This is a genomic window from Rhizobium bangladeshense (assembly GCF_017357245.1).
GTDB classification, from domain to species: Bacteria; Pseudomonadota; Alphaproteobacteria; order Rhizobiales; family Rhizobiaceae; genus Rhizobium; species Rhizobium bangladeshense.
Genome location: NZ_CP071612.1, coordinates 912,839 through 925,440, shown reverse-complemented (window position 1 = coordinate 925,440; position 12,602 = coordinate 912,839). Strand labels below are relative to the sequence as shown.

Annotated in this window: 7 protein-coding genes and 1 pseudogene; 2 read left to right on the top strand and 6 right to left on the bottom strand. The window is 61.5% G+C overall.

Annotated features, from left to right (window positions below):
- Positions 1-29: 29 nt before the first annotated feature.
- Positions 30-1,466 carry an FAD-binding oxidoreductase gene (locus J2J98_RS04410; RefSeq protein ID WP_207602437.1) on the top strand — a complete coding sequence of 479 codons (1,437 nt, stop codon included), beginning with the start codon at positions 30-32 and terminating at the stop codon, positions 1,464-1,466.
- A gap of 372 nt (positions 1,467-1,838) precedes the next feature.
- Here J2J98_RS04410 and J2J98_RS04405 read toward each other — a convergent pair whose 3' ends face one another.
- Positions 1,839-5,162, bottom strand: a complete 3,324-nt coding sequence (locus J2J98_RS04405) for a DUF1217 domain-containing protein (RefSeq protein WP_207602436.1) — start codon at positions 5,160-5,162, stop codon at positions 1,839-1,841.
- Positions 5,163-5,463: 301 nt separating this feature from the next.
- On the opposite strand from J2J98_RS04405, the gene J2J98_RS04400 reads away from it, so the two are divergent.
- Positions 5,464-6,030 (top strand): DUF6101 family protein, encoded by a 567-nt coding sequence (locus tag J2J98_RS04400; RefSeq protein WP_064706307.1) that lies wholly within the window; start codon positions 5,464-5,466, stop codon positions 6,028-6,030.
- Positions 6,031-6,124: 94 nt separating this feature from the next.
- On the opposite strand, the gene ubiA is transcribed toward J2J98_RS04400, so the two are convergent.
- The 5 genes and pseudogenes from ubiA to J2J98_RS04375 form a co-directional block, all read right to left on the bottom strand.
- Entirely contained in the window at positions 6,125-7,084 is a 960-nt protein-coding gene (gene ubiA / locus J2J98_RS04395) for a 4-hydroxybenzoate octaprenyltransferase (protein WP_207602435.1), read from the bottom strand.
- Positions 7,085-7,164: 80 nt separating this feature from the next.
- A pseudogene (locus J2J98_RS04390) lies at positions 7,165-7,976 on the bottom strand (MipA/OmpV family protein).
- Positions 7,977-8,118: 142 nt separating this feature from the next.
- Positions 8,119-8,700: a histidine phosphatase family protein gene (locus J2J98_RS04385; protein ID WP_207602434.1), complete on the bottom strand. Its 582-nt coding sequence runs from the start codon at positions 8,698-8,700 to the stop codon at positions 8,119-8,121.
- Between the two features lie 34 nt (positions 8,701-8,734).
- On the bottom strand, positions 8,735-9,994 hold the full coding sequence (locus J2J98_RS04380) for a cyclopropane fatty acid synthase (RefSeq protein WP_064706304.1): 1,260 nt from the start codon (positions 9,992-9,994) through the stop codon (positions 8,735-8,737).
- 133 nt (positions 9,995-10,127) lie between these two features.
- Positions 10,128-12,437: a Tex family protein gene (locus J2J98_RS04375; RefSeq protein WP_207602433.1), complete on the bottom strand. Its 2,310-nt coding sequence runs from the start codon at positions 12,435-12,437 to the stop codon at positions 10,128-10,130.
- Between the last annotated feature and the right edge of the window lie 165 nt (positions 12,438-12,602).

Here is a 12,602-nt window from a genome sequence, read left to right as displayed (position 1 = left end):
CCCGATAAAAGCGATAGAGGATCGACCTGATGAGCAGCGCCGGCATTTCCCCCGATCTTCTCGACCGCTTCGCTGCAATTGTCGGCGAGAAATACGCACTGCGGAGCGAGGCCGACCTGGCACCGCACCTGATCGAGAACCGCGGGCTCTATCATGGCTCCTCCCCTCTCCTGCTGAAGCCCGGCTCGGTCGAGGAAGTCTCCGATATCATGAAGCTTGCGACCGAGACCGGAACGGCGATCGTGCCGCAGACGGGCAATACCGGCCTCGTCGGCGGCCAGACGCCTCGCACGGATCAGGCCGACATCATCCTGTCGCTCGAACGCATGACGAGGATCCGCGACGTCGACCCGGTGGCGAACGTGCTGGTTGCGGATGGCGGCGCGGTCCTTGCCGATGTGCAGAAGGCGGCCGAGGCGCATGGACGGCTCTTTCCGCTGTCGCTCGGCTCGGAGGGCTCCTGCCGCATCGGCGGCAATCTCTCCACCAATGCCGGCGGCACGGCCGTGCTTGCCTATGGCAATATGCGCCAGCTCTGCCTCGGCCTCGAAGTGGTGCTGCCGACCGGCGAGATCTGGGATGGCCTGCGCCGCCTGAAGAAGGACAATACCGGCTATGACCTGCGCGATCTCTTCATCGGCGCGGAAGGCACGCTCGGCATCATCACCGGCGCGGTGCTGAAGCTGTTTCCACAGCCGCTCGGCCATCAGGTGGCGTTTGCCGGACTGCATTCGGTCGAGGATGCGCTCGCCCTCTTCAACCTTGCCGCCAGCCTCTGCGGCACCTCGCTCACCGGTTTCGAGCTGATGCCGCGATTCGGCGTCGAGATCACCACGCGCCATATCGAAGGCGTGCGCGATCCGCTGGAAGCAGCTTACCCCTGGTACGTACTGATCGACATCTCGACGTCGGATTCGGCCGAAACGGCGGAGCGGATGATGAATAGCGTGCTGGAGCAGGGTTTCGAGGCCGGGCTGGTGCAGGACGCCGCCATCGCCGCCTCGGTCGCCCAGCAAAAGGCGATATGGCACATGCGCGAGAGCATGTCGGATGCGCAGAAGCCGGAAGGCGGTTCGATCAAGCACGACGTGTCCGTGCCGGTGTCGAAGATCCCGCATTTCATGGCCGAGGCGGAGAAGGCGGTGATGGCGGCCATGCCGGGCGCGCGCATCTGCGCCTTCGGTCACATGGGCGACGGCAATATTCATTATAATATCTCCCAGCCGATCGGCGCCGACAAGGCCGCCTTCATCGCCCGCTGGCGCGAAATGAACCACATCGTGCATGGGCTGGTGCTCGCGCATGGCGGCTCGATCTCGGCCGAACATGGTATTGGCCAGCTGAAGCGCGACGAACTGGCGGCGATTCGCCCGACCATCGAAATCGAGCTGATGCGCCGCATCAAGCGCGCCTTCGACCCGGCCAATATCATGAACCCGGGAAAAGTCGTCAGCTTCGACTCGTGAGGTCGGCGGTCAGGTTTCGCCCCTCATCCGGCTGCCGGCACCGACCGGGCAGATGAGGGGTTGTGGAACGCTAGCGACGGACACCTTGAGCGCAAGCGAGAGGCAGAGCGGCACCCGCCCAGCTTGTTCAACCATTGTCTAGCATTGCTTGGTTTTGCTAACGGATGGCATTGACATGAGTTTCTGCACCCCCGTTGGTTCTTCCGTCATCCCAGGCTCAAGGCCTGGGATGACGGAGTGTGGGGTTTGCCCTCGCAGCAACCTAGGCGGCCCGCCGGCGTCACCACGGGGGAGACAAGTGGCTCGACCCCCGTGAGAGACGCCATGCGTGCCAAACGCTGCGCGCTTTGCTGGAATTGCTTAAACCTGCCGTTAGCCGCCGCCGGTCAGGATCTGCAGGGCCGGCGACTGCTGCGTGCTGTTCTGGACGTCGTACATCGCAGTGAAGCGCCGCAGCAGCTTGTCGACCTTTTTCGGATCCTGGAGATCCTCGAGCTTGACGAAGCGATTGATAAGATCGGCCTGTTTGGCGACGTCCATGCCCGATATCTGTGACGGCAGGCTGTAGGCGGTAGTAATGACCTGGTACAGCGCCCTGTCGCCGAGAATCGAATAGATCGAGGTGATGCTTGAAGCCTTGCGGCTGAAATAGAGCGCCAGACGCACACCGTCGTTACTTTCGCCCTCCTGCGTTTCCAGTGTCTGCTGCAGGAAGAGCTGCTGGGTGCGATCCTCGGCCGCCTTGTTCTGGATGGCGCCGATCTTGGCGCGGGTCAGATTGCCGTCCTTGTCGAAGTTGAAGGCGGCGACAATATCCTTGAAGCGCGCATCTGCCGTAGCGTTGAGATAGCTCTTCTTGTCGTCGGGATCGGAGGTGAAGATCTTCTTCAGCGTGGCCCTGTCGTAGTCCTTCGGGTCGAGATTGTTCGCCTTCAGCACCAGATCGGTCAGGCGGCTGTCATCAAGGAAATCGTCGAGCGATTTCACCTTCGCCATGGTCTTGGCGAAGTAATCCACCTCAGCCGTCGCGTCTTTCGCAGCCTTCTCCTTCACCGGGCCGTCCTTCAGCAGCATGGTGACATGCGCCTTGTAGTCGGTGGCGTATTTGGCCATGGTCGCATCGGGAAGCGCCTGGAAGGGTGCCGCGGCCTTGCCGTCGGGACCGAAGTTGAAGGCGCGCGCAAGGTTGGTGATGCGCTCGTCCTTGAGCGAGGCGATATAACCATTCGGGTCGTAGGCATCGCTCGTCAGGATTTTGCGCATCATCGAGCGCGGCACGTCCTGCTCGGTCAAGCCGTAGGCCTGCAGCGCCACGTGATAGAGATCCGGCAGATTGTCGTTGCTCTTGGAGAAATCCGCCGTCCTGTTGGTGCGCAGGAAGTCGTTGACGCTGTCGATCTCGGAAAAATCAAGCAGGCTCGTGCTGTCGGCCATCATTCGCGTATAGTTGTCGGCAACCTCTTCGATCGCCTCCTCGCGCTCGTCGTCATAACGCGCCATGTAATTGTCATTGGTGGTCTGCGCCTGTTCGGCGGTCTGGACCGAACTGACGACGGGCAGCGATCCATCGGCGGCGAAGTTGAAATCGGCATTGAGGTCGGCATAGCCGGCGGCCGTGGCGGCGGCCGCATCGGTCAAGATGCTCCTCAGATCGGCATTCGAGATATCGAACGGCAGATTATAGGTGCTCTTCAGGAAATTGGTGATGGCGGGATCGGCGATGAGATCATCGACATTGGCGATCTTCGCCATGCGGGCGGAATAGTCATCGGTACGCGCCGAGGCAGTGATTTTCGTGTTGGTGATCTGGCTGCTCGTCTGGGCCGCCATGCCGTCCTCGAGCGAACCGTCCGCCTTGAAGTTGAAGGCGGCGGCGACGTCGGCATAGGTGCCGGTGCCGCTCTGATCGGTCAGGATGGCGCGGAGATCGACGTCGCTGACGGTCGGCGGGATGCCATAGGCGTTGCGTATGAAATTGTTCAGCCTGCGGTCTGCCAGCAGCTGGTCGACATTGGAGATGCCGGCGATGGTTGCCTGGTAATAGACAGCCGCATCGTCGGCCTTGCCGGCCGTGCTTGCGCTCTGCGCTGCGCTCTGCGACGCATAGAGCGTCGCGACCGAACCGTCCGTCTTGAAATTGAAGAGAGCGTTGACGTCGCTGTAGCCCTGGGCGCTGGCAGCAGCAGGGTCGACGAGGAACGTCCTCAAGGTCGCATCCGAGACGCTGTCTGCGATCTGCATGCTGGTTCTGATATAGCTGACCGCGACGGGATCAGGCATGATGTCGTCGACATTGGTGACATTGCCGATCATGCTGCTGAAATGGGCTGCGTTCGCCGCCGACTTGTCGGTGGTCGACTTGCGCTGCGCGTCTGTCTGAATCACCGAACCGTTGATCGAGCCATCCGCATTGAAGTTAAAGTCGGCATTGAGGCCGGCCTTACCCTGGGCGGCGGCATAGTCCGGATCGGTCAGAATGCTCTTCAGCTCGGCATTGCTGAAATTCACGCCGAGGCCATAAGCGTCCTTGATGTAGCGCGCCAGCACGCCGTCGGCGAGCAGATCGTCGACATTGGTGATGCCGCTCGACTGCGAGGTAACGGTGTAATAGTTGCCGGTGCTCGCCGCGGCGTCCTTCAGCTTATTCGACTGGGCGATCGTCTGGGCGCGCGCCGTGGTCGAGGTCGTCCCGTCGGGCTTGAAGTTGAAGGCATTGTAGACATTGGTAAAACCCATCAGCTGGGCATAGCCGGGGTCGGTCAGCACCATGCGCAGTGCTGGCGCGGTGAAGTCGGCGCCCATGCTGTAGGCCGTTTTGATATAGGAAGTCAGGCGGCTGTCGGCGACGAGATCGTCGACATTGGTGATCGTGCCGATCTTGGCGGTGTAATAGGCCCTGTTGTAATCGGCGGCCGTCTTGCTGACATAGTAGACGTCCGAACCGACGGAATTGTCGATGATGACCGACTGGGAATTCAGCGTATAGGTCTCGATGACCGACGCCTTCTGCGTTGCGGTCTGGGCCGTGCCGTTGACCGTGCCGTCGGCATTGAAGCTGAACTGGGCGGCAAGCGCCTTGTATTTGTCGCCACCCTGTGTGTTGACGACGCTCGTCGGATCGCTGAGATCGCTCGTCAGCACCTGGCGCAGAAAGTCTTTCGAGGCGTAGGTGGGATCGATCTTGAAGGTCTTCAGCACATAGGTGCGAAGCCTGGTGTTGTTGATCAGATCGTCGACGGTCTTCACGGCGTCGATGTTGTTGCTGTAATAGGTGCTCTCGGCGTTCGCCGCCTTGTCGGCGTCGATGAAGGACTGCTTGTAGAGGCCGATGAGCTCGTCCTCCTGCGCGTCCGTCTGCACGTCTTTCTCGGGCGCGTTGAAATTGAAGGCGGCGGCGAATTCGCGGTAGCGCGTATCGGAGAGCTTGTTGGCGTAGCTGTTCGGGTCGGTCAGATCGCTCTCGAGCACCTTCTTCATGAAGGCCTTGGCATAGGTCATATCCTCCAGACCATATGCCTTCATCGCGTAGCTGTAGAGCCGGTAGTCGCCGAGGAAGTCGTCGACGTCTTTGACCTGGTTGATATTGTCGGCGTAGTACTGGGCGTCCTTCTTGACCGTCGCCTGCGACGCAACCTTGTTAAGGCTCGACGTCATGTCCTTCGACAGGATCGTGTAAGCGAGGGAGGCCGTGATCATCAAAAAGCGCCCTTTTCAGCAAAATCTCTAAAGAACGACGAACTGCTGGTGAGCACATTTTGCCACGCAAAACTTACCCGAGACTTACCCTTGGACTGCGCCATATCAGGACAGCGCGCCATTCACCTTCCGGAAACCCTGCCGAATTCGGTTTTGATAACCATCAGGGGAGGCAAAGTTTTCTTAACCGCAATTTTTAAGCTGTACGGAAGGGCCGCCGCCTATTGTCGGACATAGAGGACGAAAAGTCCCGAGGAGAAGACCGCAAACCGGCTCTCAGGTAAGACAAGGGTAGAATGAAATGAACAATCCCGTTTTGAAGCCCGCTTGGGCTGACACGACGCTACGTCTCGATCCGTCCCGCTTCCCGCAGCAGGTCAGCTACGCCATCCATGATTGTTCGGATGACGTCAGCATCACGATAGACGAACGCGGCGCCGTTCTGCGCAAAGTCCTTCCCTCCAGCGGCCTGCCGCTCTCAATTGCCCTGCCGAAGCGTGTCTTCAAGGGTGTCGCCGCACGCGCCATAGATCATGGCGATGGCGAAGTAACCGTCACGCTCGAGCTTCACCACGCCGATCCCGAGCTCTGCATCCCCCTGCTCGTCGCCCATGATCTCTGCGACATTGCAGCCGACTGGCGCAGCTGGTCCGAGGCTTTCCGCATTCCGATGCTGATGGTCGAGGCAGACGGCGTAGCGCGGCCGCTCGAAGACCATATCGGCGCGCTGCGCACCGGCGATCTTAAGCCGCGCCGCCGCCATTCCTACTTCGCCAATCGTCGTCCCCGCTTCCTCGTGCGGCGCACCACCGGGCGGCTGGGAGTCGCCATGAAGATCGAAGGCAAGGAGATCATCGCCCGCAACTGACCGAAATCGCGACAGCGCCATTTCGGTGGGACAATCCTTCAGCTTGCAAAACCCGGCGCCTGCGCCGGGTTGATCATTTCATGCGTCGTCTCATTCAGGGAATGGCGAAGAGCAGCGAAAAGAACAGGCCGCAGAAGATGGTCAGGCCGACGCGGTTGTTCAACTTGAAGAGCGCCAGGCATTGGGAGGCATCGTTGATATCGAGCCGAACGATCTGCCAGGCGAACATGCCGGCCGCACCGAACAAGGCGATAAAGGCGATGAGATTGGCGCCGGCAAGAACGAAGGCCGCAAACATCAGCACCAGCGTCAGCCCATAAAGGCCGATCAGCCATGCCCTCGTCTTATCACCGAAGAGGCGCGCGGTGGAGCGGACACCGATCAGTTCGTCATCCTCCTTGTCCTGATGGGCGTAGATCGTGTCGTAACCGATCGTCCAGGCGACGGAGGCGGCGTAAAGCAGGATGGCGGCGAAGGAAAGGCCGCCCAAAATGCCGGCCCAGCCCATCAGCGCGCCCCAGGAGAAGGCAAGGCCGAGATAGAATTGCGGCCAGTCCGTGAAGCGTTTGGCGTAGGGGTAAAGCGCCACGATGCCGAGCGAGAGCAGGCCGAGAAAGACGGTGAACCAGTTGAACTGCAGCAGCACGAAGAGGCCGACCAGAGCCTGCAGGCCGATGAATATCTTCGCGCGGTCGCGCGTGACGCGGCCGGAGGGGAGCGGGCGCGAGCGGGTGCGCGCCACCTGCATGTCGATCTCGTGGTCGACAAGATCATTATAGGTGCAGCCGGCGCCGCGCATTGCGACGGCGCCGACGAAATAGAGGATAAGGTGGAATACCAGCAGGCTGCCGGAATAAAGCCCCTGATAGATCGCCGCATTGGCGGCAAGCGTGGCCGACCAGAAACAGGGCCACATCAACAGCTGCCAACCGATGGGCCGATCCCAGCGCGCGAGCTGCGCATATGGCCAGACCCATGGCGGCAGGATCCGGTAGACCCAGTTGTCGGACGGCGCGTCGGAGACGCGATCGTTGAAATTGTCGGTATCTTCCATGCCGTTCATCTAGCGACGGGCTGGCGATCCGGTCAAGAAGCGATCGCGGCGGCGGCGTGCTTTGCCTGCGACGACCAGGCTCACTGCAGCGAAAAATTGAACTTGTAGGTGGCCGAGACACCGATCAGAAGCTGGTTCTTCGAGCCGCGCTCGCGCACCAGGCTGCTGTCGGCGGTGGGACCGGCAAGCCGCTTGTATTCGAGAAAAGAGCTGGCCGAGAGGTTTTCCGCCGCCTTCCATGTCAGGGCCGCCCCGGCGCCATAGGACTGAATGCCCGACGACGGCTTGTATTGATCAAGCCCGCTCGCCGCCGCCTGTTTGGCGTTGACGCCGTAATAAGCATCGTAATAGCCGCTGGTGGCGAATGTCGCGCGCGGACCGCCTGACAGCTGCAGGTCGGGGGCGATGTCGGTGAAGGCATCGACGGCAAGATCGGCGACGACGCCGTCATGGGAGCGGATACCCTGGCGGACTTCGGCACGGGCGCGCAGGAAATCGGTCGGATAAACCTCAACGAAGCCGCCGGCTTCCGCTCCCCATTTGACCTTCTTCATGCCTTTCAGCTCGTGACCGTCACCCTCGTCGCGCGAAGGCACGAATTTGCCGACGATGCCGGGCGGAAAGCACCGTTATCCATGAGGGCGAAGGACGGATTGTCGTTGCGCGAGGAAAAGCGCGGAGCCGAGCCCTGCCGGCCGGCCGAAATCAGCGGGCTGAACCGAAATTCATAACGCCGTGAGCCCTCGAATTTCGGCGCGGAGAAGCCGGCGACACCGACACTCAAATACCAGTCGCCGGACCAGAAATGCTGGCCGCTTTCCTGCGCGAAGGCTGAGCCAAAGGATGAAAAGGCAATAAGCAAAGAGATCGATACAACTGATCGATGAGACACGTCCGCACTCCAGGAAACGCAAAAACAAAGCCGCGGAGAGCGGCGGCCGCTAGACTTATCCTGATGTCGTTAGCCCAATGTTAACCACGGTGAACCAGGGCGCTAATGAACAGATACCGTGCGGCGCGATATAATTGTTGCTCTATCTCTGGTTCCACCGGCGGATGACCGGTTCGGTCAGGTCGTGCTCATAGCCGAGCACGCTGATGGTGGCCGTATCAAGCACGAAATGCGCGCCACCTTGCGGCGGCAGACCGAGCCAGCGGGCGGCCAGCACGCGCAGGAAATGCGAGCTGGAAAAGATCAGAACGGCGCCCGCCGTTTCACGGAGCCCGCCGATGACGGCGTCGGCGCGGGCGCCGACATCGGCAGCCGTTTCGCCATTGGGGCAACCATCGCGAAAGAGCTGCCAGCCGGGACGTCCTGCCAAGATCTCCTTAGTCGTGACGCCTTCATAGGCGCCGTAGTCCCATTCGGCGAGATCGTCGCGGATCAGAGCTGCCGATCCGAATCCGGCGAGCGCGCAGGTCTTGCGCGCCCGAGCCGACGGGCTCGACCAGACGGCGGAAAAGGAAGGGCCGGCCAGCTGCTCGGCGAGTTTTCGAGCGGCGGCTTCACCGTTCGCCGTCAAGGGAATATCGCTGCGTCCGGTATGGCGACCGGACAGACTCCATTCGGTTTCACCGTGGCGAACCAAGTAAATCTCGGGAAACACACTGCTCATCCGCAGCCCCTTTCATCACAAACGGCGCCACGGATCAGAACGTCACCTTTTCCAGTGGCGCCCGCCTCGCCTCGAATTCCTTCAGCTTCGCTTCATTCTCCGCGATATAATTGCGGTTGTCGGGAACGGTGAACTGGTTCTTGGCGATCTGGATCTGCAGGATGAACAACTCGTCCCAACGGAAGCCCATCTCGGAACCGGCCAGATAAAATTCCCACATGCGGAAAAACTGCTCGTCGTAAAGCGCTACCGCTTCAGCCTTGCGCGCCACGAAACGCTCGCGCCAATGGCGCAGCGTATAGGCATAGTGCATCGGCAGGATTTCTACATCCCTGACGAGGAGCCCCGCCTTTTCGAGCGGCGCCATGACCTCGCCGACCGAGGGGATATAGCCGCCGGGGAAGATGTATTTCTCGATGAAGGCGTTGGTGCCGAAGCTCGGCTTCGGACGGCCGATCGAATGCAGCACCATGACGCCGTTGTCGTCGAGCAGGTCCGCCACCTTGCGGAAGAAATTGCCGTAATTACCGATGCCGACATGCTCGAACATGCCCACCGAAACGATGCGGTCGAACTTCCGGCCGTTCATGCTGCGATAGTCCTGCAGCTCGAAACGCACGCGGTCGGAAAGGCCGCGTTTTTCGGCGCGGGCGCGGGAGACCTTCAGCTGCTCTTCGCTGAGGGTGATGCCGGTGAAATCGGCGCCCTCCGTCGCCTCCGTCAGATACATGCCCATGCCGCCCCAGCCGGAGCCGATCTCCAGGATGCGCTGATTGGGCGCAAGCAGAAGCTTGGCGGCGATATGACGTTTCTTGGCAAGCTGCGCCTCGTCGAGGCTGATGCCCGGTGGTTCGAAATAGGCGCAGGAATATTGCCAGTCCTCATCCAGGAAAAGATCGAAGAGCTTGGCCGAGAGATCGTAATGGTGGGCGACATTGTGCTTGTTGCGGTTGACCGGCACACGGCTCTTCAGCTGCTGCCAGGCGATGCGGCCGACGAGCAGCGCCGCCATCTTGAAATCGAAGATTTCGTTGGTGGTGTTCTGCTTCACCAGCGACAGGAAATCGTAGATGTTGCCCTGTTCTAGGATGAACCGGCCCTGCATGTACATTTCGCCGAGCTTCAGCGTCGGGTCGCGGCGGATCGCGTCCTCGGCCTCCTGATCGGCGAGGCGGGCGGCAACCATTTCGCCGGTGCCGTCGCCGATCATGTGTGTCTCGCCATTGGCAAGGGTAAGTTTCAAAGAACCCTTGCGGATGATTTGCTTGACGATCGATAAGAAAGCCGACGCCATGGACGCCTCGCAAATGTGACAGGATGGTCACATCAACTTAATAGCTCTCTTCCGCCTTACAAGCGCCGGATTTGGCACTCAGCGCAGAACGCTGCCAAACTGTGGCATTTTTGCCAGAATACCGGCTAAGCACTTATTTTCGCTTCATGGCCTCGGCCAATGCAGCGCCGAATGCACCCTGGCTCTGGGACTTCTGAGCTGCAGGCCGACGCTCGTTCTGCGGCCGACCAGCCTGACTTCCGCGAGAATCACCGCGCGGCTGAGACGCCGATGAACCATCGTCGCGGCGCATGGAGAGACCGATGCGCTTGCGCTTGGCATCGACTTCCACGACCCGCACCTTGACGACATCGCCCGCCTTTACGACCTCATGCGGATCCTTGACGAAGCGATCGGCCAGCTGGGACACATGCACCAGGCCATCCTGGTGCACGCCGATATCGACGAAGGCACCGAAGGCGGCGACATTCGTGACTGTGCCTTCGAGCACCATGCCGGGCTTCAGATCGGAAATCTCATTGACGCCCTCGGCGAAGGTCGCGGTCTTGAAACTCGGTCGCGGGTCGCGGCCGGGTTTTTCCAGCTCGGCGATAATATCCTTCACCGTCGGCAGGCCGAATTTCTCATCGATGAACTGGCGCGGATCGATCGATTTCAAGGCGGCGCTGTCGCCCATCAGCGCGCGCAGGTCGCGGCCGCAGGCGGCGACGATTTTCTTGGCGACGCCGTAGGCCTCGGGGTGAACGGAGGAGGCGTCAAGCGGCTCCTTGCCGTTGGGGATACGCAGGAAGCCAGCGCATTGTTCGAAGGTGCGGCCGCCGAGGCGTGCAACCTTCAGAAGATCGCGGCGCGTCTCGAAACGGCCTTCGCTGTCGCGGTGGCGGACGATGGCCTCGGCGATCGACGGGCCGAGGCCGGAAACGCGGGCGAGAAGCGGCGCCGAGGCGGTGTTCAGATCGACGCCGACCGCGTTCACCGCATCTTCGACGACGGCATCGAGGGAACGCGACAGCTTCTGCTGGTCGACATCATGCTGATACTGGCCGACGCCGATCGATTTCGGTTCGATCTTGACGAGCTCGGCGAGCGGATCCTGCAGGCGCCGCGCGATGGAGACGGCGCCGCGCAGCGACACGTCGAGATCGGGGAATTCCGCCGCACCGGTCGCCGAGGCGGAATAGACCGAGGCGCCGGCTTCCGAAACGATGACCTTGGTCGGCTTCGGGGCCGGCAGCTCGGCGAGCATGTCGGCCACCAGCTTTTCCGTTTCGCGGCTGCCGGTGCCGTTGCCGATCGAGATCAGCTCGACATTGTGCTTGCGGATCAGCGACGCGAGCTCGATCTGGGCGCCGCGCACGTCGTTCCTCGGCTGGAAGGGATAGACGGTCGAGGTCGCCACCACCTTCCCGGTGCCGTCGACGACGGCAACCTTGACGCCGGTGCGGATCCCGGGATCAAGACCCATGGTCGCGCGCGAGCCGGCGGGGGCGGCGAGCAGCAGGTCTTTGAGATTGCGGGCGAAGACATGGATCGCCTCCTCTTCGGCCCTTTCGCGCAGCTCGCGCATCAGGTCGAGCGAGAGCGACATGGAAAGCTTGACGCGCCAGGTCCAGCTCGCGACCTCCATCAGCCAGCGGTCGCCCGGACGGCTCGCACCAATTTCGTAGGCCGCGGCGATCATGCGTTCGACCGGCTTGTTCGGCGAGGCGGTCTCGGCGTCGGCCTCGATCGTCAGCGTCAGCACCTCCTCGTTCCAGCCGCGCAGCATGGCGAGCGCCCGGTGCCCAGGCGCGGTCGCCCAGCGTTCGGAATGATCGAAATAGTCGGAAAACTTCTCGCCCGCCGCCTGCTTGCCGTCGACGGCCTTGGCCTTCAAAAGCGCAGCCTGGCGCATATGGGCGCGCAATTTCCCGAGCAGATCGGCATTTTCGGCGATGGCTTCGGCGATGATGTCGCGCGCGCCTTCGAGCGCCGTCTTGATGTCGGTCACATCCGGCGTGATGAACCCCTCTGCGAGAACCGCCGGCTCGCGGCCGCGGTCGGCAAGGATCGCCTCGGCAAGCGGGCCGAGGCCGCGTTCACGGGCGATCTCGGCGCGGGTGCGGCGCTTCGGCTTGTAAGGCAGATAGAGATCTTCGAGCTCTGCCTTGGTTTCGGCGCCGGCGACCTTGGCCATCAGCTCGTCGGTCATCTTGCCCTGGCCGGTGATCGATTCGACGATTGCGGCGCGGCGGGCTTCGAGTTCCCGCAGATAGACCAGCCGCTCGGCGAGATTGCGCAGCTGCGTGTCATCGAGCCCGCCCGTCACTTCCTTTCGATAGCGTGCGATGAAGGGCACGGTGGCGCCTTCGTCGAGCAGCTCGATGGCGGCTTTGGCCTGTTCGGGCCGGGCATTGATTTCGACGGAGATGCGGGCTGCGAGAAAGCGGAGGTCTGCGGCCATGGGATTTCCTATGTGGTCGAAGGTTGCTGGACCATAGCGGCGAAAAGCGGCAAGGCAATGCCCGACTGTGGTTTCCACAGCGGAAGTTAATGGATCGGGGGATCATCGGACGGTCACCCCGCCATCGCTCTCACCCGTTTTTGCGGTTGTGCAGATGCGGCATTC

What these genes read in the sequence shown, in the direction of transcription:
- J2J98_RS04410 (WP_207602437.1), top strand. Translation starts at nt 30, where the DNA reads ATGAGCAGCGCCGGCATTTCCCCCGATCTTCTCGACCGCTTCGCTGCA.
- J2J98_RS04405 (WP_207602436.1), bottom strand. Translation starts at nt 5,162, where the DNA reads ATGATCACGGCCTCCCTCGCTTACACGATCCTGTCGAAGGACATGACG.
- J2J98_RS04400 (WP_064706307.1), top strand. Translation starts at nt 5,464, where the DNA reads ATGAACAATCCCGTTTTGAAGCCCGCTTGGGCTGACACGACGCTACGT.
- ubiA (WP_207602435.1), bottom strand. Translation starts at nt 7,084, where the DNA reads ATGGAAGATACCGACAATTTCAACGATCGCGTCTCCGACGCGCCGTCC.
- J2J98_RS04385 (WP_207602434.1), bottom strand. Translation starts at nt 8,700, where the DNA reads ATGAGCAGTGTGTTTCCCGAGATTTACTTGGTTCGCCACGGTGAAACC.
- J2J98_RS04380 (WP_064706304.1), bottom strand. Translation starts at nt 9,994, where the DNA reads ATGGCGTCGGCTTTCTTATCGATCGTCAAGCAAATCATCCGCAAGGGT.
- J2J98_RS04375 (WP_207602433.1), bottom strand. Translation starts at nt 12,437, where the DNA reads ATGGCCGCAGACCTCCGCTTTCTCGCAGCCCGCATCTCCGTCGAAATC.